At 55.2% G+C, this 21,375-nt stretch carries 16 protein-coding genes; 14 read left to right on the forward strand and 2 right to left on the reverse strand.

All coding sequences use genetic code 11. From position 1 onward, the window contains the following. Positions 1–5: 5 nt before the first annotated feature. The 5 genes from JJL52_RS16875 (at position 6) to JJL52_RS16895 (ending at position 7,222) form a co-directional block, all read left to right on the forward strand. The gene (locus tag JJL52_RS16875; RefSeq protein ID WP_202053663.1) at positions 6–902 is read left to right on the forward strand and encodes a glycosyltransferase; all 897 of its coding nucleotides are present in this window, start codon (positions 6–8) and stop codon (positions 900–902) included. After that, complete coding sequence (locus JJL52_RS16880) at positions 892–1,827, forward strand: NAD-dependent epimerase/dehydratase family protein (protein ID WP_202053664.1); 936 nt, start codon at positions 892–894, stop codon at positions 1,825–1,827. Before JJL52_RS16875 ends, JJL52_RS16880 begins: the two co-directional genes overlap by 11 nt. Before the next feature lie 535 nt (positions 1,828–2,362). After that, entirely contained in the window at positions 2,363–4,519 is a 2,157-nt protein-coding gene (locus JJL52_RS16885) for an ATP-binding response regulator (RefSeq protein ID WP_202053665.1), read from the forward strand. Further along, complete coding sequence (locus tag JJL52_RS16890; protein ID WP_202053666.1) at positions 4,516–4,908, forward strand: response regulator; 393 nt, start codon at positions 4,516–4,518, stop codon at positions 4,906–4,908. The genes JJL52_RS16885 and JJL52_RS16890 overlap by 4 nt, the downstream gene beginning before the upstream one ends. After that, positions 4,901–7,222, forward strand: a complete 2,322-nt coding sequence (locus JJL52_RS16895; protein ID WP_202053667.1) for a response regulator — start codon at positions 4,901–4,903, stop codon at positions 7,220–7,222. The genes JJL52_RS16890 and JJL52_RS16895 overlap by 8 nt, the downstream gene beginning before the upstream one ends. Before the next feature lie 348 nt (positions 7,223–7,570). Here JJL52_RS16895 and JJL52_RS16900 read toward each other — a convergent pair whose 3' ends face one another. Beyond that, positions 7,571–8,365 carry a helix-turn-helix transcriptional regulator gene (locus JJL52_RS16900; protein WP_202053668.1) on the reverse strand — a complete coding sequence of 265 codons (795 nt, stop codon included), beginning with the start codon at positions 8,363–8,365 and terminating at the stop codon, positions 7,571–7,573. Between the two features lie 92 nt (positions 8,366–8,457). On the opposite strand from JJL52_RS16900, the gene JJL52_RS16905 reads away from it, so the two are divergent. The 4 genes from JJL52_RS16905 to JJL52_RS16920 all read left to right on the forward strand — a co-directional run bounded on the left by JJL52_RS16905 (position 8,458) and on the right by JJL52_RS16920 (position 11,040). Beyond that, positions 8,458–9,252, forward strand: a complete 795-nt coding sequence (locus JJL52_RS16905; protein ID WP_202053669.1) for a class I SAM-dependent methyltransferase — start codon at positions 8,458–8,460, stop codon at positions 9,250–9,252. A gap of 119 nt (positions 9,253–9,371) precedes the next feature. Then, positions 9,372–10,052 (forward strand): class I SAM-dependent methyltransferase, encoded by a 681-nt coding sequence (locus JJL52_RS16910; protein ID WP_202053670.1) that lies wholly within the window; start codon positions 9,372–9,374, stop codon positions 10,050–10,052. An 88-nt stretch (positions 10,053–10,140) separates the two neighbouring features. Then, positions 10,141–10,497 carry a nuclear transport factor 2 family protein gene (locus JJL52_RS16915; RefSeq protein WP_202053671.1) on the forward strand — a complete coding sequence of 119 codons (357 nt, stop codon included), beginning with the start codon at positions 10,141–10,143 and terminating at the stop codon, positions 10,495–10,497. A 63-nt stretch (positions 10,498–10,560) separates the two neighbouring features. Further along, entirely contained in the window at positions 10,561–11,040 is a 480-nt protein-coding gene (locus tag JJL52_RS16920) for a cupin domain-containing protein (RefSeq protein ID WP_202053672.1), read from the forward strand. Positions 11,041–11,877: 837 nt separating this feature from the next. Here the strand turns inward: JJL52_RS16920 and JJL52_RS16925 are convergent. Continuing rightward, positions 11,878–13,782 carry a DCC1-like thiol-disulfide oxidoreductase family protein gene (locus JJL52_RS16925; RefSeq protein ID WP_202053673.1) on the reverse strand — a complete coding sequence of 635 codons (1,905 nt, stop codon included), beginning with the start codon at positions 13,780–13,782 and terminating at the stop codon, positions 11,878–11,880. Between the two features lie 311 nt (positions 13,783–14,093). On the opposite strand from JJL52_RS16925, the gene JJL52_RS16930 reads away from it, so the two are divergent. The 5 genes from JJL52_RS16930 to JJL52_RS16950 all read left to right on the forward strand — a co-directional run bounded on the left by JJL52_RS16930 (position 14,094) and on the right by JJL52_RS16950 (position 21,363). Beyond that, positions 14,094–15,047: an NAD-dependent epimerase/dehydratase family protein gene (locus tag JJL52_RS16930; protein ID WP_202053674.1), complete on the forward strand. Its 954-nt coding sequence runs from the start codon at positions 14,094–14,096 to the stop codon at positions 15,045–15,047. Between the two features lie 12 nt (positions 15,048–15,059). After that, positions 15,060–16,283: an aminotransferase class I/II-fold pyridoxal phosphate-dependent enzyme gene (locus JJL52_RS16935; RefSeq protein ID WP_202053675.1), complete on the forward strand. Its 1,224-nt coding sequence runs from the start codon at positions 15,060–15,062 to the stop codon at positions 16,281–16,283. Positions 16,284–16,465: 182 nt separating this feature from the next. Further along, on the forward strand, positions 16,466–18,868 hold the full coding sequence (locus tag JJL52_RS16940) for a caspase family protein (protein ID WP_202053676.1): 2,403 nt from the start codon (positions 16,466–16,468) through the stop codon (positions 18,866–18,868). 17 nt (positions 18,869–18,885) lie between these two features. Further along, positions 18,886–20,511: a serine/threonine-protein kinase gene (locus JJL52_RS16945; RefSeq protein WP_202053677.1), complete on the forward strand. Its 1,626-nt coding sequence runs from the start codon at positions 18,886–18,888 to the stop codon at positions 20,509–20,511. Positions 20,512–20,535: 24 nt separating this feature from the next. Then, positions 20,536–21,363, forward strand: coding sequence for an alpha/beta fold hydrolase (locus JJL52_RS16950; RefSeq protein ID WP_202053678.1), 828 nt, complete (start codon positions 20,536–20,538; stop codon positions 21,361–21,363). Positions 21,364–21,375 lie beyond the last annotated feature (12 nt).

The raw sequence follows: 21,375 nt of genomic DNA on the forward strand, positions 1-21,375 counted from the left end.
AAAAAGTGACTTTTTCACTCTCGGCAATCATTATTAATTACAACTCAGGGAATATGTTATGTAACTGCATTGAATCCCTGTCTACCAGCCCCTTACCTGTCGAGATCATCGTCATCGACAATGCCTCCGTAGATGAGAGTCTCAAACAAATCGAAGGTTTATCTGCAGTAACGCTCGTCAGAAACGCCGTCAACACCGGCTTTGCCTCCGCTTGCAACCAGGGCGCCGCCCTGGCGACAACCGATTATCTGCTGTTTCTGAATCCCGACTGCTGTTTCGAAAGAGGCGCCCTGGCCGAACTATTAGCTGCGTTGAAAGCCGAGGACAAAGCCGGAATGGCGGGCGGGCTGCTGATCAATCCGGACGGTTCCGAGCAAGGCGGAGCCCGCCGCGCGGTACCGACGCCCTGGCGTTCATTTGTACGGGCGTTCGGTTTGAACTATTTCGACAAGCGCTGGCCGAAGCTGTTCTTCGATTTTTATCTGCACAAACAGCCGCTGCCCGAAAGCCCGACCGAAGTGGAAGCGATTTCAGGCGCCTGCATGCTGGTGAAACGCAAAGCCGTTGCCGACGTCGGACTATGGGACGAAGGCTACTTCCTGCATTGCGAGGACCTCGACTGGTGCATGCGTTTCCGTCAGAAAGGCTGGAGAATCCTCTTCGTCCCTTCGGCGCGGGTGATTCACGCACAAGGCGCGTGCAGCCGCAGTCGGCCTATTTTCGTCGAATGGCATAAACACAAGGGGATGATGCGGTTTTACCTCAAATTTTTCCGTCATCAATATCCCGGCATATTGATGTGGCTGGTCGCATTAGGGGTCTGGTTCCGATTCGGTTTGATCGCTGCTTACCGTTCATTCAAAAATGTCGAACGCAGGTTAGGATTCGGAAGTGAAACATAATTCGATTATATCGTTCCCTCATCATTTATCGCTGAACGCTGCGAAACCAGCCTCCAAAAACCTCGCCGTTATTGGCGCGACCGGTCTGGTTGGAGAATGTTTACTGGCGCTTTCAACGGAGGCCGGATGGCGGGTAACCGCCTATTACCGGGGCGAATCGGCGCCTTCCCCCGAGGGAATAGAATGGCTGCCTCTACCGGAACCGGGCGCCGCTGCCGCTCCCCCTGCGCCAAGCGAAACGGCGGTCAAGTACTGGATCTGCACCGCACCTATCTGGATTCTGCCCGAGCATTTCGCCTTGCTCGAATCCCAGGGCGTGCGGCGCCTAGTGACCCTGTCGTCAACCAGCCGCTTTACGAAAAAGAATTCTTCCGATGCAGAAGAGCAGGCCGTTTCGCGCCGTCTGGCCGAAGCGGAGGCCAGGGTGCAGCAATGGGCGGAAAGCGGCGGCGTGGAATGGGTGATCCTCAGGCCGACCTTGATTTACGGATTAGGGCGGGACGGAAATATCGCCGAGATTGCCCGCTTCGTCCGGCGATTCGGGTTCTTTCCCTTGTTCGGTAAAGCACAAGGGCTGCGCCAGCCCATCCACGTGCAGGACGTCGCCCATGCCTGTCTTGCAGCGCTGGAATCGTCGGCGGCAGCCAACCGCGCTTACAATCTTTCCGGCGGAGAGACGCTTTCTTACCGGAACATGATTATCCGCATATTTACCTGTATGGGCCGGTTTCCGCTGCTTTTACCGGTGCCTTTGTTTGCTTTCCGGGTAGCCTGCGCCCTGTTCCGTCTGTTTCCCCGCTATCGTCATTGGTCGTCCGCGATGGCGGAACGGATGAACCGGGACATGGTGTTCGACCATAGCCCGGCCGCGCGCGATCTGGCGTTCAAGCCGCGCGCATTTGCGCTTTTTCCCGAAGACTTCTAAGGCCGCTCCAATCTCGCTTCCGCTTCCTGCAGTTTGCCCGACACATCTGCCATGCAGCTCCAGAGCGCAGGTCAAGTGTCAGATATCAGAATTTAAGAAACAGCTAAGTGATTGATCGTAGTTCAAAAATTTATTGACTGGTATCGGTGTATAAACGACTTTCAATAATTTCATTATCTTTCTCTTTACTGATGAGAGGCAGACGTTAATTATTGTTTATACGGCCCTATTGATCGTAGAGTGGATTCAGAGTTACTTCGCTCCAGAGTGTTAACCAGCGATGATATTTTTTCAGTGATTGGCAAGCTGGTAATTTTAAAAATCCGTTTTTTAACATTCGCTTGGGTTATATTCTGAAAAAAATTGGGCGCCCATTCGTTAAAAAATGGAAAGATTTCGAAACCGAGTAACAATTAAGCTTTTTGGGGGAAGGCTTGGAAATTACACCAAAACATGATAAAAGATAAAGACAAAAACATTTATCCATAAAAAACAAATGGTTATTTGATAAACACTGCAAACATCAAAGGCAATTATGGCTTGGACGATTAGGCGGAACATTCTCAACGGCGTGATCGCAGGGGGGACCGCTATTTTTGCCGCGATCCGCGCCCCCAGAAGCAGTGCCGCCCAATTGCAGGCTATCACCGCTCAGTTGAATGACGAGATCACCGAGCATCAGTACGTCGAGCAGGAACCTCGCGCTCCCAAGCTGAGCTTCGAGCAACAGATTACCGAACTTCGCCGGGTCCAAAGCCGTTTGCAGGCAGTGCTCGACCATGTCATCGAAGGCATCATCAGTCTTGAGCCGAACGGCGCGATCGAATCCTTCAATCGCGGCGCAGAGCAGCTATTGGGATACACGGCCGCGGAGGTCATTGGTCGCAAGGTCAATGTGCTGATGCCCGAGCCTTACTATAGCGATTACGATCATTATCTCACGGACTACCCGCCCGACGACTTGCCCAGGGTTGCCGGTACGATCCGTAGCGTGGAGCTGCGCCGCAAAGACGGGTCTTTGGTGCCCGTGGAGCTATCAACCAATGAAATACACCACGAGGACGAGCATCTATTTGTTACCATCGTTCGCGACCTGACGGAACGGAAGCGCATTGAACAGATGAGAAAAGAATTCGTGTCCATCGTCAGCCATGAGCTGCGCACCCCCCTCACCTCGATCCGCGGGTCGCTTGGGCTCATTGCCGGCGGGATCGCAGGCGAGTTACCCGAGCAGGCGAAGCAACTCATCACCATCGCCTATAACAACAGTGAACGGTTGGGACTGCTCATCAATGATATTTTGGATATCGAAAAAATTGAATCCGGCAAAATGCGCTTTGCGTTAAAACCCCAGGCACTTCAGCCGCTGATCGAGGCGGCATTGGAGGCAAACCAAGCCTATGCCGAACAGTACGGTGTCCACTACAGGCTCGAGGACATCCACTCGGAGACTCAATACGCCAAGGTTAATGTAGATACTGACCGATTGCTGCAGGTGATGGCGAATCTATTGTCCAATGCCGCCAAATTCTCGCCCCTCGGTGCGCCGGTCGACATTAGCGTAACTTCCGGCGAACACTGGGCACGGGTCACCGTTGCCGACCACGGTCCCGGAATTGCGGACGAGTTTCGCGACAGGATCTTTCAAAAGTTCTCCCAGGCCGATTCCTCGGACACGCGCCAGAAAGGCGGCTCTGGATTGGGCTTGAGCATAAGTAAGGCCTTGGTGGAAAAGATGGGCGGCCGGATCGGGTTCGATACCGAACCGGGCACCGGTACGCGGTTCTATTTCGAGTTGCCTATCTGGCATGACCTCGAATTTACGGCACTGCCCGCCGGCTGTAACAATGCGGGACGCGGTCGGATTCTGATCTGCGAGGACGACTATGACATTGGCGCCCTGATCGGCCTGCTGTTGAAACGACGCGGATTCACTTGCGACATCGTCGGTGATGCCGAAGAGGCCCGCCAAAGGCTGGCGCAGACGCATTACGACGCCATCATAGTCGATTTGATGTTGCCCGGCGAGAGCGGCATCACATTGATTCGTTCGCTGCGTACGGCACCCGCCACCCGTGAGCTTCCCATCGTCGTGGTGTCCGGGCTGGCGCAGGCCGGGTGTGAGGCGTTGGCGGGTTCGGGGTTTGCGGTACTGGACTGGCTGGACAAGCCGATTGATCAGCAGCGATTGATAGCCGCGGTCGAACAGGCCACTCGATCCGAGATGACGGGGAAGCCTAAGATCCTGCATGTCGAGGATGACCCGGATCTGCAGCGCGTGATCGGACTGTTGCTTGCGGACGCGGCGGAAGTGGTGGCTGTGATGGATTTCCGGAGTGCCGAACAGGCGATGGCACGGCAGCGGTTCGATCTGGTCATTCTGGATATCGTGCTGCCGGACGGCAGCGGCTTAAACCTGCTGCCGCTGCTCAATCGGCAGGTCCCGCCCGTTCCGGTGATCGTGTTCTCCTCCCAAGAACCGGATCCTGAACACCTGCACGAAGTGGCTGAGGTCCTGGTGAAAACACGAACCTCCAACGAGGAATTACTGGAAACGATCACCGCCTTGGTCCAGAGGGATAAGGAAAGATCTTGGGGCAGCGCAGATAACGTGACGGTTGACAACGGCGCGCCCCTCGAGAACGAGAAAGCCTGTATGACCACCCTTGCGCCTGGGAAGGAATATCAATGAGCGTCCCCCGATTAAACACGATCTTATACGTCGAAGACGAGGCCGATATTGGCGCGGTTGCCAAGCTCGCGTTGGAAGCGGTGGGCGGATTCAGCGTAACGCTATGCCGCTCGGGAGAGGAGGCGATCGAGCGAGCATCCGCCTTTACCCCGGACCTGATCCTGCTCGACGTGATGATGCCGGGCCTGGATGGCCCCTCAACTCTTAAGGCACTGCGGGCCATCCCCCCTCTCGCCGGTATTCCGGTGATCTTCATGACCGCCAAGGTTCAGCCGCAGGAAATCGCCCAATTCAAAACGCTCGGTGTTGTCGAGGTCATCGCTAAGCCCTTTGATCCAATGTCACTCGCCGACACCGTGCTGGATCTTTGGAATCGCTATCATGAATGAAGGCCGGGAGGCGTTTCACCAACATTTAACGGCGCTCCGCGAGCACTATCAGGTGCTGCTGCCCGAACGTATCAAAGCGGTGAGACAGGCTTGCTCAGAAGTCTTGGCCAGCGATGGTGCCGCGGCTCAAGTGACCGCTCTCTACCAATTGGTGCATAATCTGGCGGGCTCCGGCGCGACCTTTGGCTATCATGAGGTCAGTGAGAACGCACGGCGGTTCGAACGATTCATCCAAACCTTGATCACGGCCAGCTCCGGTTTGATGGAAACCCAGCGCGATCAACTGCAAGCTCATCGGGTGTTGCTCGAAGCGGCGTCGGCTCCGGCTAAGTCTTCCCATGAATCGCCGGCAGGACGGGATCTCCGCTTCGAACCTTCTAAATTCTATGAGTCGGCAGGTTCGGAAAAACTGATCTTCCTGGTAGATGACGATCGGGACCTCGCGACCCACCTCAGCTATGCGCTGCAACAGTTCGGCTACACAGTACGCCTTTTTCCAGGGCTTCAGGGACTGGGCGAGGCCGTTGCGCAAACCGCCCCCTCGGCGCTTCTCATGGATATGGTCTTTCCCCAAGGAGACTTGGCGGGCGCCGAGACCATTCGCGCCATCAATGCCGAGCGCGAAGAGCCCATTCCGGTGATTTTCATTTCCGTGCGGGACGACCTCGACGCCCGCCTGCATGCCGTTCGCACCGGTAACACCCACTATCTGACCAAGCCTCTCGATATCCCTGCGCTGGTCAGAACCTTGGAAGAAGTCGTCCTTGCCCGGCCGTCAGATCCCTATCGTATTCTGATCGTGGACGATGATGCGGAGCTTGCGGCCTTCTATCAAGTACATCTCGAGCGGGCGGGCATGACCGTCTCCGTCGTCACGGATCCGCGAGAGGCTCTGGCGGCAATACCGCATACGCGGGCGGAGCTAGTACTGATGGATGTGCATATGCCCTTTTGCAGTGGTCTCGAGCTCGCGGCCGTGATCCGTCAATGCGACACCTACACCGGACTTGCCATCGTGTTTCTGTCGACCGAGTCCAATATCGATCGACAACTCGCCGCCATGCACCTCGGTGGCGACGAATTTCTCACCAAACCGATCGAACCTTGGCATCTGGTTCGATCGATTCAGGCGCGGGTCAAGCGCGCCCGCGACCTGCGGTCGGCGAAAGAGCGTTTGGCATCTCAGGCACTGCGCCAAGGCGAAGAGCGCTTTCGGCTCGCGATCGAATCTGCCCCTTGCGCCATGGTGATGACTGACCGAGAGGGACATATCGTGCTGATCAACGCCCAGGCCGAAACACTTTTCGGGTACACACGGGCCGAACTGATCGCCCAGCCCGTCGAACTCCTTGTTCCTGAGCGTTCCCGTCACCGACACCGCATCGACCTGAAACACTTTTTTAACGATCCCAAGCCCCGCTTGATGGCACTGGGTCGACAGGTCCATGGGTGTCACAAAGATGGCCGGGAGATTCCTGTCGAGATTGGGCTCAGCCTGCTCCAGACGGAAGAAGGCCCACTGATCTTAAGCATCATCGTGGACATCACCGAACGCAAGCAGGCGGAAGAAGCTCTCCTCAAGCTGAATGTGGAGCTTGAGCAGCGGGTTCAGGAACGGACCGCCGAACTTCAGCGTAACCAAGAACAATTAACTACTTCGCTGGATGAAAAGGAGGTGCTGCTGAAAGAAATTCATCATCGCGTCAAAAATAATCTGCAGATCATCGCCAGCCTGCTCAAAATGCAATCGGATGCTCAACCCGAAGCCCATGTGCGCGAACTGTTTCGGGAAAGCCAAAGCCGGATTCGTTCCATGGCCTTGATCCATGAGCAGCTCTATAAAACCCGCGATCTAAAAACCATCGATTTTGCCGACTATGTAGCGCAATTGATCAACCACATTCACCGCTCGTTTGCACGCACCGTTTCCGGCGCCACGGTCCGCCTTGACATTCCGTCTTTCATTCTTGACATTGACCATGCGCTGCCGCTGGGCCTGATCATCAATGAATTGGTTTCGAATAGCTTTAAGTATGCATTTACCCATCTGGATGTCGGTGGATGGAGAGAGATTTGGGTGACAATGGCGACGCATGTACCCGACGGTCTAACGTTGGAAGTCGGCGATTCCGGATGCGGTCTATCGGATGAGCTGGATCTCGAACACCTACCCTCCATGGGCCTGCAGCTGGTAATAAGCTTGGTGACGCAACTGCATGGCCGGCTCACCGTAGAGCGCCATCCTGGCGCACGGTTCCGTATCCTTATCCCAGCGGAGAAATTTTTCTTGATTAAAGTAGCGGAATTTGAGTAATCGAGAGGGTCAATAAATAAAGGACCTATGTCACGCTGATGTTCAACCACCACCGAGAAAAACGCATCGTATGTCTCGTTTAGGTCGAATTCAGGCATTCAATGTGAATGTTGTTGAAACCCGAATTAAAAAATATCAGATCGAGTTCCGGTTTTTTATAGATCAGATAGTTTTTGGCCGTTATCTGATCTTTTGCAGTCGTATAGCTACGGTTGGTAATTGGCTGCTTATGGCCGAACCTGTTCTGTCATAATTGACAGACCAAAATCACCCCATAACTGCATCGGCTATATCAAAAAACCATGACGGCATTGATTTAGAATCAGCTGCCTAAAGATTAAATCAACGTTATCTCATCGTGATTTCTCCTTTCAAAGGGGCTAAACAGACCAATTTGCAATCCGGCTGCAAGGCGACAATCAACGTGGTCTGTAAATAAATCAGCTCTCCCTGTAACGGATGATGAAAACAACGCTCCCCGCCCTCCCGGTTGAGCACGGACTGTTCTCGCCAATAGTGCGAAAATGCCGGACTTTTAGCTAAAAGCTCGTCAATCAGCGCTTGCATTTCTGAATCTTGCGGACGTCGGCTGTAGTCGGCACGGAATTCGGCAACCAAGCGTCGAGCCCGCTCCGGCCAATCGACTATCAGGCGCTGCGCATCGGGATTAAGAAATACAAATTTCAGTAAATTGCGTTCCGTCGATGCGGCGTCCAGCCAGCCGGTAAACAATCGGGCCGCCTCATTGTTCCAGGCCCTGGCCGTCCAGCTCCGATCGATCAGATAAGCCGGCCCCCTAAACAGCGAGGGCAAATTTAGAAGCTCCGGCAACAGTTCCGTCTGCGATTCGACAGCCCCGGCCGGATCACGTTTACCCGCCAGATCGAACAACGAAGCCCGTTCGGCCGGCTTGAGCTGTAACGCCTCGGCAAGACGTGTCAGCGCGGCTACCGAAGCCGTGACGTTCCGCCCTTGTTCCAACCAGGTGAGCCAAGTGACGCTCACGCCGGCCGCATCGGCCAGTTCTTCGCGCCGCCACCCCGGCGTTCGACGCCGCCCCATCGTTTTGGCGGGTGCGGGCAAATGCTCGCGGTGGGCGCGGATAAAGGCACCGAGGAGACGGCGCGGATTGGATTCGGTCATGGTTGTTTTTATACCCGTATAAAAGGTTGTCTTGTACCCGTTACATGATGGCGAAACAATAGCATTCCCTCCATTAATTTTAGGAATTCACGATGAGTAGCTATAACTGGAATGCCGAGGATTATCAGCAAAACTCCGCAGCCCAACAGCAATGGGCGTGCGAGTTGATCGCGAAATTGGCGCTGACCGGATCGGAAAACCTACTTGATTTGGGTTGTGGCGATGGCAAGATAACCGCTGAAATAGCCGATCGGTTACCCAATGGAACCGTCATTGGGATCGATAATTCAAGTTCAATGATTACGCTCGCCCGCCAGCAATATCCCGCCAACCGCTATCCGAACCTCACCTTTGAACGGATGGATGCCCGCGCGTTAGCCTTTGAAAACCAGTTTGACGTGGTGTTCTCCAATGCCGTCTTGCACTGGATCAAAGATCATAGACCTGTTATAGGCGGGCTGTTTAAAAGCCTCAAGCCGGGAGGAAAAATACTGCTGCAGATGGGTGCGAAAGGCGGCATCAGTGCGTATCTGGCTGTTCTGGATCAAATTCTGTTGCTCCCTGAATGGAAAATTTATTTTCAAAATTTTGAGTTTCCTTACGGCTTTATGGGCGTAGAGGAGTATGAAGTCATGCTGTTGGCGGCCGGTTTCCAAATCCAACGCGTGGAACTGATTGCCAAAGATGCCCTTCATGCGAATAAGGAAAAATTCAAGGGCTGGATCCGGACGACATGGCTACCCTATACCGAACGGGTGCCCGAAGGTGAAAGAGAGCAATTTATTGAATTGATCGCGACAAGATACCTTGAGAAAAAACCTCAGGATGCAGAGGGCCGTGTGCATGTTCCGATGGTACGGCTTGAAGTGGCAGCGGAAAAAGTATAAATATCAGTTCAAACTCGTTCAGAAATGCATTGCTACAGCTTTTTCTGTTTAGCGAGCGGAGTGCACTCCATGAATGCCTCACTCGAACAACTAATCAAAATTTTCAAATAGGAATTATTGTGGAATTATCGAGTGTAGTACCTTGGGGCCGATCGTTAAGTGAGTACAAAGAAATGTTCTCGCTTTCAAACCGTGACCTCAGCAAGAAAATTCTTGGCTGTGGTGATGGACCGGCATCTTTTAATGCCGAATTAACCGAGAAGAACGGCAATGTCATCTCAGTTGACCCTATCTATCAGTTTAGTGCCGATCAAATTCAATCAAGAATTGATGAAGTGTATTCTCAAGTTGTCGAGCAAGTTTCTAAAAATAAAGACGACTATGTTTGGAAGAATATTCCACATGTTGAAGCCCTAGGGAAAGCAAGAATGCAGGCGATGCGCCTCTTTCTCGCTGATTATAGAGTAGCAAAAGAAAGCGGCCGCTACCTGAATGCTTCCCTGCCCGCGCTTCCTTTCGATGATGGTGAATTTGAAATTGCGCTTTGTTCACATTATTTGTTCTTATATAGCGAACATGTGAGTCAGAATCAGCACATTCTTTCGATGAAAGAGCTGTGCCGCATAGCCAAAGAAGTTCGCGTTTACCCCCTTCTATCGCTTAGAGACAATCAAGAATCACCGCATCTTCAGCCAGTCATAGCTGAATTGGAGGCAGGTGGAATCAGTGTCTCTCTGGTTGAAGTGGGCTATGAATTCCAAAAAGGCGCCACAAAAATGCTCGTGGCAAAAAGTGTATAATTATGATAATGCCTTCCCGCGAACGCAGCCGTTAGCCCACTTACTCAGCTAAAAGCAAAGTTAGGCATAGATCGCCAACAATCATCCCATGAACAGAGAACTCGCCGAACACTTCACCAAGAACTGGCTCGATGCCTGGAATGCGCATGACCTACCGCGCATCCTGGCTCACTACACCGATGACTTCGAAATGTTCTCACCGGTTATCATCCAAGTGACCGGTAATCCGGAAGGACGGCTTCAAGGCAAGCAGGCAGTCGGCGCCTACTGGGCTCAGGCACTAACCCTTTTCCCGAACTTGCGCTTCGAACCCATATGCACACTGATTGGCGTCAACAGCGTTGTCATTCACTACGTGGGCGCCACCGGCAAACGTGTGGCCGAGGTCTTCCACTTCAATGAAGCGGGCTTGGTCTTTCGTGCTCAGGCGCACTACGAGCCATGAGCATCGCCCCATTCCACCTAAGCCATCAACGCCTAACTGTTAGGCCCTCACAAAGTACAGCCCATGAGCAATCCTAAGACTCCCATCGCAGTGCAGGCCGATGAAGTGCCCCCGCGTACCAAGCCCTCGACTTATCCTGAACCGTTTGCATCGCGGATGAAGGGGAGAGAAAAGCGGCAACTGGGGGATGTCTTCGGGCTCACCCACTTTGGCGTCAATTTAACCCGTCTCGCCCCGCAAGCGGTCTCTGCCCTTCGCCACAGTCACACCAAACAGGACGAGTTCATCTACATCCTCAGCGGCCATCCCACGTTGCGAACTGACGAAGGCAATACCCAACTCGCGCCGGGCATGTGCGCTGGCTTTAAGGCCGGCACCGGTAACGCACATCACTTGATAAACGATACATCCGAAGTCGTCGTCTATATCGAGATCGGCGATAGAACTCCCGGAGACCAGGGGGCGTACCCGGACGATGATATTCAAGCCGATCTCAAGGACGGCAAATGGCATTTCACCCACAAGGATGGAACGCCTTACTGAGGCTTTCACTGCGCTATGGAGCCTGCTCAAGCGCCTGACCGTACATTGCCCGAACATCCGGTTGCACATGCTGCCGGTGAGCTTTGCCGTTGCGCGAGCAATTTATGACCTATAGCTGCCGTCTGAAAATATATACCGATCGGCTGGAAGGCCGAGACTTGCCGGACCAGATTTCATGGGCGGTAGAATGGAATAATTTAACGTTGAGCTCAAGCCAGAAATCGGCTTCGATGAATACCTGAACGACTACGGCTAGCTCGATTTCGAGAGGGAGGAATAAATCCGCTGCTTTGCATGCGGCGAGCGGAAACAAAAAACCCAGCCGTTAAGCTGGGTTTTCTGGTATATCCGGTCAGTTTTTATTACAAACTGATTGAGCTAGATGTGCCTGGTCTTTGTTTTTCACCGTCTTGCGGATCCAGGCAGCCAGTCAAACCAACAATTGTCAGAGTCAAAGCCAGAAGTGCTAATGCTTTCTTCATAATAATATCCTCCACAGTAGGTTGAATTATTTTTATAAGTGTGTGCGCTCAAGAGCACGATCACCTTATATCATGACTTTTTAATTGATGCAATAAGACAAACCGAACTTTCAGTTGCTCAATTAGAGAGAAACGTGAGATGCACCTTCTGGTCTTTGTTTAGAACCGTCTTGTGGATCCATGCAGCCGGTCAGACCAACAATCATCAGAGCTACAGCCAGAACTGAAAGAACTTTCTTCATAATATCCTCCAAAAAAAATTTAAATTATTTTTATTTGTGCGCCAAAAGGCACGTAATTTATACCATGCCAATTCTAATCACGCAATAAAAAATAGACCGGCACGGCGACTGCTTCATAGTTCGTTGATATTGCTGGGCAACTCTATCGAGATCACACCGCTCTTCCATCTCGCCGTCCCGATCTCAAACCAGGGCGAGGCGAGATTTTTATGCAGCTGATCCTCGACCCACTCCGTCGGCGCATCGATTTTTTTCATCTTCAGATGGAAAACCGTCCGATCGAGCGGTAAACCGATTTTTTGCCCCCAGAATGCGGTCACCTTCATAATGAATTTTTTCAGCCGCGTCTCGTTGACCGTCGGCGTCACCGCAATATTCGCCCACATCGAATGCACCCGTCCCCAGTTCGGCGCCAGCAGCCTGCCCTGCTCGTTCACGAACGGCAGCCATTGCTCGCGGCCTTGCGCGTCGGTATAAGTGATCCCGATGATCCGGTCGTAGCCGGCAAAATGATCATGCAGATACAAGGCATGCGGTGCAATCCCTAAAAACAGCTGGGAAACCGAGATCAGCTCGTTGCTGCCTTTGATCACGGCCGCCAACACCGGACTTTCGGACTTGTTCCATTTAAAGCGGTACAAGATGCCGTAATGGAGTGTGCTGTTCAACTGCAGCAGCACAATCGCGACCAGGATTTTCGCGAGTTTCCGAGCAAAGGCCTTCGGTTTCTGTCCGGCGTATTCCTCGAACACCTGGTGGTAAAAAGTCCGGTCCGGCAAAGGGGTCGAAACGGCGCACTCTTCCGTACAGGTCACGCGGGCACGGGTATCGGCGATTTGCCGGTATTTTCTCGCGGCCAGATGATAAATGCCGGGCAGCTTCAGCATAAAGCCGAGTAGACTCGGATAACGCATCTTGATCAAAATTTGGATATAGGTATCCAGTCCGGCGTAGAGCCGGTTTTCCCGATCCAGCGCATACAGGTCTTTCAGCAGTTCTTCCTGGCTCAGCGCGCTCAACGCTGAATATTGCCCGGCATGTTCCTGCGCGCTTTTGAAATCAATGCGCCGGAAAATATCGAAATGGTTTAGGAACAGCACGGTCCGGTTGCAGAGCGGGCAAAGCTGGTCGTAAAACACGGTCAACAACGGTTCCCGTGCGATAAAAATTTGGCCGATTCGCCGCCACCAGCTGAAGGGCACCAGCAGCGTGTAGAAGCTCAGCATTCCCAACCCGAACGGATAAATGTTCAGCGACAGCGTAATTCCGAGGTGCAGGCCGATGCCGATGAACAAATACAGGGGACGTAAGCACCGGTGATTGAAGAAAAATAAAAACGTAAACTGGAAAACGATGATCGTATAGCCGAACGCTTTGACCAGATGCTCCTGGTTCAGCAAGAACGACATGTCCAATGCGGAAACATAATAAGGCTGCGTCGAAGGCAGCCACGAGCCCAGGCCGTTGCGCCAATGCTCGGCAAACAGTTTATGGATCGCCGAATCGAAATACAAAAAGCCGAGGCAGATCAGGACCGGCAGGTAATAGGTCAGCGACGACACCAAGGGTTCGGGATAGCTGCGGTAATGCCGGAACGGCGTGCCGAGCTTGCGGCGCAGCGCATCGATCGCAAACGCGCGGTCGCCCGGCATGAACAGCAGGAAAAAATTGGCCCCGGTCATAAACATGTCGAAACCGCCGTCGAAATCGCGCTGCATCGGCGTGAAGTTGACGAACACGATCCAGAACAGGTAATTCGCAAGCAGCGAGAACCGGTAACGGTAGCCGATCGCAACGAAAAACGCGACCAACGCCCACAGCCCCAGAAAGAACGGAATCGTCGGAAATTCGACGTCGATAAAAGGGATCGGATCGAAAATCAGATGATTGAAATAAATTAAAAACAGGACTTCCTGAAGGGTGACCAAGCCGTACAAAATCCGGAACAGGCCAATGCCGGTTGCGGGAACCTGCTTGGCGTGCAGCCGATTGATCAGCGAGAGAATAAATTGAAACATGCGGTTGACAGGGTTACTCGAAATGGGCCGCTACAATGCCAAGAATTGCGCAAAACATCAAGCCCACAATAAAAGAAAGGTTATTAAAAGAGGGCGGATATTAGTCGAAGATCGTCGTCAGGCCCAAATGCAAATCCCGTAATGACCGCTTTTCCCAGAACTTTGATTGTCGCAGACGGCTGCCGAGAAAAAAAATTTGTTCCGAATCTCTCGCCTTTTGAAAAATCCGTTTCGGCCGAATTCGCGCACCCGAAATTGCCGGAACCTGTTGTAAACTTAGGCACGACCTTAAACGGCACGGGCGGACGGGAATGAAGAAAATATTGATCACAGGCGCAACCGGACAGATCGGCTCGGAATTGACGCAGGTCTTGAGACAGTCATACGGCGCGGACAACGTACTTGCCGCTTCCAACCGGGAGCCTTCCGCCGACTTTACCGGAGCGGGTCCTTTTTACCTGCTCGACGTGCGCAACGGCGACCGCCTCGAACACCTCGTCGCCGAACACCGCTGCGATACGATCTTCCATCTCGCCGCCCTGTTGTCCGCCGTCGCGGAAACCCGGCCGCAGGAGGCCTGGGACGTCAACATGAACGGTCTGCTCAACGTGCTCGAAGCTGCCCGGACACACCGTTGCGCGGTGTTTTTCCCGAGTTCGATCGGCGCCTTCGGCCCCGGTACGCCGGCCGTCGATACGCCGCAGGACACGCTGCAGCGGCCGACGACGATCTACGGGATCACCAAGGTATCCGGCGAACTGTTGTGCGACTATTATTACCGCCGCTTCGGCGTCGACACGCGCGGCCTGCGCTATCCGGGACTGATCTCGAGCGAAGCGCTGCCGGGCGGCGGTTCGACCGACTATGCGGTCGAAATTTTCTATGCGGCTCTAACTAGCCGGCATTACGATTGTTTTTTGAGCGCCGACACGCAGCTCGATATGATGTACATGCCCGATGCGATCGATGCTGCGCTCAAACTGATGAACACGGCCCCCGACAAACTGCGCCACCGGAATGCGTTCAATGTGACAGCGATGAGTTTCACGCCGGCGGAGCTGGCCGCCGAAATCCGGAAACACATTCCCGACTTCACGATCGGCTACCGGGTCGACCCGGTCCGCCAGGCGATCGCTTCCTCCTGGCCGCGGCACATGAACGACAGCGCCGCCCGCACCGAATGGGACTGGCAGCCGCGCTTCGACGCGGCCGCGATGGTCAAGGATATGCTCGATAAAATCGCAGTCAAACTGCAAAAAAGCTAACCGGAGATCACGATGACGCTGGCAAGAATCGAAACGCTGTTGAACGATAAAGTCCAGGCATTGCGGGCACAGGGTGTCGGCAAAGGACAGGAAAAGCCAATCGCCGGAATCCGGCCCGCGGCGGACGGCTTCGGGCCGCGTTATCTGTTGGAAGGCGCGGGCGATACGCCGTATCTCAGGATGAATTCGAACGCTTATCTGGGCCTCGGGCTCGACCCGCGCGTGATCCGGAGCGAGGCCGAAGCGGCCGACCGCTTCGGCGCAGGCCCGGGCGCGGTCCGCTTCATCAGCGGCACCTACCGGCCGCATGTCGCACTCGAAAAAAAGCTGGCCGCATTCCACGGACGCGAAGCCGCGATGCTGTTCAGCGCAGCCTACGCGACGATGCTCGGGGTACTGCCGCAACTGATCGCGGAAGAAACGCTGGTGGTCAGCGATGCGCTGAATCATAACTGCATCATCAACGCGATCCGCCTCGCCCAGCCGGCCCGGAAAGAAGTGTTTGCGCACGGCGACCTCGACGCGCTAGACCACATCCTTGCCTCCCACCGAGGCCGGTTCAAACGCGTCTGTGTGATCACCGACGGCGTGTTCAGTATGCGCGGCGACCATGCGGATCTTGCTGAAATCGAGACGGTCTGCAGGCGACACGAAGACGCTTACGAACAGGGTATCATCACGCTGGCCGACGATTCGCATGGGGTCGGCGCCTTCGGACGGACCGGCCGGGGCACCGAGGAGGTTACCGGCGGCAAGGCCGACGTACTGATCGGCACGCTCGGCAAGGCATTCGGCGTGAACGGCGGCTATGTCGCCTCCAGCGCCGCCGTAATCGCCTATCTCCGCGAAAGCGCACCGCTGTATATCTATTCCAACCCGATCACGCCCGGGGAAGCGGCAGCGGCCCTGACCGCCCTGCAAATCGTCGACAGTCACGAAGGTTTGGATTTGCTGGAAAAATTGCGCCGGCTGAGCCTCGGCCTGCGGGCCGGCCTGGAACGCCTGGGCTTCGAGACGCTGCCCGGCGAGCATCCGATCGTGCCGATCCTGGTCCGCGACACGACCGCCACCGCCGCGTTGGCCGAACATCTTTTCACGCACGGGATCTTGGCGACCGGTCTGAACTATCCGGTGATACCGAAAGGCGAAGAAGAAATCCGGCTGCAGGTATCGGCAAATCATACCGAAAAGGATCTCGGTTTTCTGCTTGAGGTATTGGGCCATTTCAAACGGTAGAGATTCCGTCCGCATTTAGGCCCTTGAAGAAATAAAGTTTTATACCGGATTTACCCAGCCCCATCCCCATCGGCCGAAATAAATTTCTCGCCCGCTTGCCGTTCCTGAAGGGCTCGTTTAACATGCCCGCTTTAAGCAACTCTGCCTCCAACTGCTTCCGAATCCGAAGAAGGACAAGCCCCATGAAACCATTTCGTAAGCCGGACGCATCCGGCACCACGGCGCGCAAATCCTCGAAAATTCCCGCTTTCATTCCGGCTGCGGCGCTGACGGCGCTGGTCGGCTGCGCGGCGACCAGCGTTTCGGAACTGAACGATCCGAACGCGACGGCCGGCTACGATCCGAAAGACACCGACAAGCTGTTCGTAGTGGACTGCCTGTTGCCGGGGCAGGTCCGCAAACTCGGCGCAAAGGCGATGTATCTGACCGCGCGCCGACCGATCCAGACTACCGCCGGCGACTGCGAAATGCGCGGCGGCGAATACGTCGCCTACGACCGCGCGAATGCGGCTACATCGCTGAAGATCTGGCTGCCGCAGGCGCAGCAGGGCGATCCGGAAGCGATGGTGAAGGTCGGCGAGATTTACGAAAAAGGCCTCGGCGGAATGGCCGATCCGAAGCTGGCCGCCGAATGGTATTTGAAGGCGGCCGAAAAGGGCAATTCGCAGGCGCAGATCAACCTGGGCTACCTGTACGAAAAGGGTCTCGGCGTCAAACAGGACAAAGCTACCGCATTGAACTGGTACCGCAAGGCCTCCGGCTTGGCCGGCTCCGATTTGCAGTTTTCGAGCGTGATCGAGGCCAATTACCAGCAGCAGCTCAGCCAACTGCGCGAAGCATCGCAAGGCTACAAAGAGGAAGCCGAAAACCTGCGCGCCCAACTGGATGCCACCCGCCAACAGCTCACCGAGCAAAAACAGCAGTCGAAAACGATCGAGCGGCAGCTCGACGAAACCCGCAGCCGGCTGAAACAGGAAAAAGGCAAAGCCGGCCGCAACGAAGCGCTGATCCAATCGCTGCAGCAGGAAGTCGATGCCAAACAGTCCGATCTTAAAAGCCAGCGGCAACAGGTTTCCCAGCTCGAAAAACAGTTGAAGGCAGAAGAAAGGCAAATCAAGAGCCGGCCGCAACCCCAAACGACCGCTCGCCAGGAAACGGCAGCCCCCGAAACCGAAGAGCCCGGGCAGGTCGAAGAACCGCAAACCCAGGCTTCGGAAAACCGGCTGGTCGACCTGGAAGCCCGCCTGAAAGCGCTCGAAACCGAGTACCAAGCCAATGCGGCCCATATCAACATGGAAGTCAGTACCATCGAAGAGAAGGCCGGACAGGCCGGCACGACGCAGGAAAAGCTGGCGGTCGAGACGCTGCGCAGCAAATTGTCCCGCTCGAAGAGCGAACTGATCGCGCAGGGCCGGCAGATCAAGGAACTGAAAAATGCGATCGCGAATGAAAAGCATAATCTGGCCCAACCGTTGGCGGTCGCGCAGGGAGGGCCGGCAATCGAAATCCTCGATCCGCCGGTCAAGCTGACCCGGGGCACGGCGCCGAGTTTCCGCCTGCGTTCGGCGACCAAGATCAAGGAAATCGTCGGCCGGATTTCGTCGCCCGGTAGTTTGAAGAGCCTGAAAATCAATCAAATGACCGTCCAGCCCGACAAAGACGGCCTCTTCAAATCCGAAATCGAGATCGCGTCGGCCTCGACCCCGGTCAAGATCCTCGCGACCGACCGGCAAAACCGCCGCAGCCTGATCGCCTTCAACCTGCTTGCCCCAACCCGGACGGCAGCGCAGACCTTCGACGAAGCGCCGGAAAGCACCGTTTCAAGCACCTACCCGTCGGTCAATTTCGGCCGGTATTACGCATTGATCATCGGCAACAACAATTATGCCAGCATGCCGACTTTGAATACGTCGGCAAACGACGCCAAAGCGGTGGATGAAGTCCTGCGCTCGCGCTACGGCTTCAAGACCAAACTGCTGATCAACGCGAACCGGCACCAGATCATGACCGCCTTTAACGACCTGCGCCAGAACCTGACCGACCAGGACAATCTGCTGATTTACTATGCGGGCCACGGCGAGATCGACAAAAGCGACGAAAGCGCCTATTGGCTGCCGACCGACGCCGAACCGAACAATACCGCCAACTGGCTGTCCAGCTTCAACGTGACCAAGTATCTGAACGTAATTCCGGCCAGGCATATTCTGGTCATCGCGGATTCGTGTTATTCGGGCGCCATGACGCAAGGCGCGATCGTCCGCCTGCCGAAGGACATGCCGGAAGACAAGCGCGAAAAATGGCTCAAGTTCATGATGAACCGCAAGGCCCGCACCGTCATGACATCGGGCGGCGAGGAACCCGTGCTGGACTCCGGCGGCGGCAACCACTCGGTCTTTGCCAAGGCGCTGTTGGCCGCACTGAAGTCGAACAAGGGCATGATGGTCGATTACGAACTGTTCCGGATCGTTTCCGGCCAAGTCAAAAAATCCGCCTCGATGGTCGGCTTTCAACAATCGCCCGAATATTCCGCCTTGCAGCATGCCGGACATGAAGGCAGTCCCTTCTTCTTCGTACCGAAAGGTTAACCCGATTCGAGCCGTTTATGAGCGATCAAATCCCCGACGACAATGCCGATGATGCGACCCGGATTGCGCCGCGACCGCCTAATCCAGCAGCCACCCAAGCGGCGGCTTCGGCAAGGACGGCGGACACCCAGGATGCGGAGACGCGCTTGAGCGCTTCGTTTCGTACGCAGCCATCGGCCCCGGAAGACGATGCGACGGTCATTGCCGCCGTCAAAACAGGGATTCAACCGTCGGCGTCCCCAAAACCGCCGAATGAAGATGCCGAGACAATCGTCGTAAATCCGGCGCCCGCTACGCCCGCGCCGTCCACCCGGCGCACCGCGGCGACGGCCAAAACGCTGAGTTTTTCCACCGGTTCGCCCTCGGCGCCGCTGACCATCGGCTCGGTGATCAAAGACCGTTTCGTGATCAAGGAAATCATCGGCTGCGGCGGCATGGGCACGGTATTTCGGGCCACCGATTTACGCCGGGAGGAAGCGCAGGACGAATCCCCCGATGTCGCCATCAAGGTATTGAACGAAGAATTCCGCCAGGACCCGGAGCTGTTCATCGCGCTGCAGCGGGAAACCAAGAAAACCCAGCAACTGGCGCATCCGAACATCGTCACGGTCTACGATTTCGACCGGGACGGCAGCAATGTCTTCATGGTGATGCAGATTCTGGAAGGCCAGTCGCTGCGCCAATACATTCGCGAACAGGCGCCGGACGGCCTGCCTTTCAAGCAAGCCTGGCCCATCATCAAAGGCCTGGCGTTAGCGCTGGCTTACGCGCACAAACACAACATCGTCCATTCGGACTTCAAACCCGGTAACGTCTTCATTACGACCCACGGCGACGTCAAAGTGCTCGACTTCGGCATCGCCTGCGCGGCGGCCCGTTCGGACCACGACAAAACCGTTTTCAACGCCCGCGACTTGGGCGCGCTGACTCCCGAATACGCGAGCCTCGAAATGTTCGAAAATCAGCCGCCGGACCCGCGCGACGATATTTATGCGCTGGGCTGCGTCGCTTACGAACTGCTGACCGGCAAGCATCCGTTCGGCAAGATCGAGGCGCCGAAAGCCTATGCGGTCAATTTGCAGCCGCCGGCCATTCCCGGCCTGAAGCGGCGGCAATGGAATGCGCTGACGCATGCGCTCGCGTTCAAAAAAGAACAGCGTACGCCTTCTATTGCTCAATTCATCAGCGAATTCGAACCGCGATCGAAAATCACCTGGATTTTATCGGCAATCACCGCGCTGGCACTATTGAGCGCCTCGGGGGCTTACGTCTATCTCTACTACAATGTCGATCCTCTGGCCGATAAGGTCATCGCGTTGACGCCCGAGCAGGAACTCAAGATCAAGGATCTCTTGGAACTCGCGCAGATTCATTACGATGTCGGCTTCATCACCGCGCCTTCCGGCAGCAATGCGCTCTGGGCCTATCGGCAGGTACTCGAAATCGATCCATACAACAAAGCGGCCAAAGCCGGACTCGAAAAGATCGCCAACCTTTGCGAACAACAGGCGGAAGAATTGTTCGCCCAAAACAGCATCACCGAAAGCCTGGCCAAAATCGAAGAAGGGCTGGAAGCGGTCCCGAAACACGACGGCCTGCTGGCGTTAAAAAAGCAGATTCTGGAATTGGAAGGCCAACAATAAAGCGGCCTTGTTCCCCGAAGCCCAATGCCCCAACGCCCTCTGCTTCTTGGCTGCCTGACGCTGTGGCTGGCCGGTTGCGCAACTCCCGAAGTCCGCCTGGACCGGGAAGCCGAACGACTGCATTTGATTCGGACCGTGGTCAAAGGCAGCGATTTTTTCCATGTCGCCTATCTGAGTCGAACACAGAACCAAATCGGCGAACTGCACGTTTATCTGGACGGCGACGGCTCGCCCTGGCTGCACCACCGCTGGATTTCCGACAATCCGACCCCGCGCAATCCGCTCGTGCTCAGGTTGATGGCGCAAGATCCGATGCCCTCGGTTTATCTGGGCCGTCCGTGTTATCACGGTTACGGCGCGAAACCGCCCTGCGCCGCGGATCTCTGGACCGGTCGGCGTTATTCGAAAACCGTCGTCGAATCGATGACGGCCGCCTTCCGGCAAATCCACCGGTCATTGCATCCGCGCAAAACGGTATTGATCGGCTTCAGCGGCGGCGGCACCCTGGCTATGCTGATGGCGGAGCAACTGAATAATATAGACGGCATCGTCACGATCGCGGGCAATTTGGATCCTGACGCCTGGGCCAAGCATCACCATTATTCGCCGCTGACCGGTTCGGAAAATCCTGCCAAGCGGCCGCCCTTGCCCAAAAACATCTTCCAACTGCACTTGGCCGGCGAAAAAGATACGAACATCCCGCCGGACTTGATTCGTCCGGCCGTGCAGCGCCAGCCTTCGGCAAAATGGACCGTCGTACCCGAAGCGGATCATGACTGCTGCTGGGAAGATCGATGGCATTCGATTCTGGAGATGATCGAAACGCGTCCGGACCAGCTCGGCCCGGAATAATTCAGCCCTGCG

This window comes from Candidatus Methylomicrobium oryzae (assembly GCF_016745425.1).
In the GTDB taxonomy this organism is placed as follows: Bacteria; Pseudomonadota; Gammaproteobacteria; order Methylococcales; family Methylomonadaceae; genus Methylomicrobium; species Methylomicrobium oryzae.

Bases quoted from the DNA above. Each gene is read 5' to 3' on its own strand.
- JJL52_RS16920 (WP_202053672.1), top strand. From the start codon at position 10,561: ATGAGCAATCCTAAGACTCCCATCGCAGTGCAGGCCGATGAAGTGCCC.
- JJL52_RS16885 (WP_202053665.1), top strand. From the start codon at position 2,363: ATGGCTTGGACGATTAGGCGGAACATTCTCAACGGCGTGATCGCAGGG.
- JJL52_RS16950 (WP_202053678.1), top strand. From the start codon at position 20,536: ATGCCCCAACGCCCTCTGCTTCTTGGCTGCCTGACGCTGTGGCTGGCC.
- JJL52_RS16935 (WP_202053675.1), top strand. From the start codon at position 15,060: ATGACGCTGGCAAGAATCGAAACGCTGTTGAACGATAAAGTCCAGGCA.
- JJL52_RS16890 (WP_202053666.1), top strand. From the start codon at position 4,516: ATGAGCGTCCCCCGATTAAACACGATCTTATACGTCGAAGACGAGGCC.
- JJL52_RS16905 (WP_202053669.1), top strand. From the start codon at position 8,458: ATGAGTAGCTATAACTGGAATGCCGAGGATTATCAGCAAAACTCCGCA.
- JJL52_RS16925 (WP_202053673.1), bottom strand. From the start codon at position 13,782: ATGTTTCAATTTATTCTCTCGCTGATCAATCGGCTGCACGCCAAGCAG.
- JJL52_RS16940 (WP_202053676.1), top strand. From the start codon at position 16,466: ATGAAACCATTTCGTAAGCCGGACGCATCCGGCACCACGGCGCGCAAA.
- JJL52_RS16900 (WP_202053668.1), bottom strand. From the start codon at position 8,365: ATGACCGAATCCAATCCGCGCCGTCTCCTCGGTGCCTTTATCCGCGCC.
- JJL52_RS16915 (WP_202053671.1), top strand. From the start codon at position 10,141: ATGAACAGAGAACTCGCCGAACACTTCACCAAGAACTGGCTCGATGCC.
- JJL52_RS16895 (WP_202053667.1), top strand. From the start codon at position 4,901: ATGAATGAAGGCCGGGAGGCGTTTCACCAACATTTAACGGCGCTCCGC.
- JJL52_RS16930 (WP_202053674.1), top strand. From the start codon at position 14,094: ATGAAGAAAATATTGATCACAGGCGCAACCGGACAGATCGGCTCGGAA.
- JJL52_RS16945 (WP_202053677.1), top strand. From the start codon at position 18,886: ATGAGCGATCAAATCCCCGACGACAATGCCGATGATGCGACCCGGATT.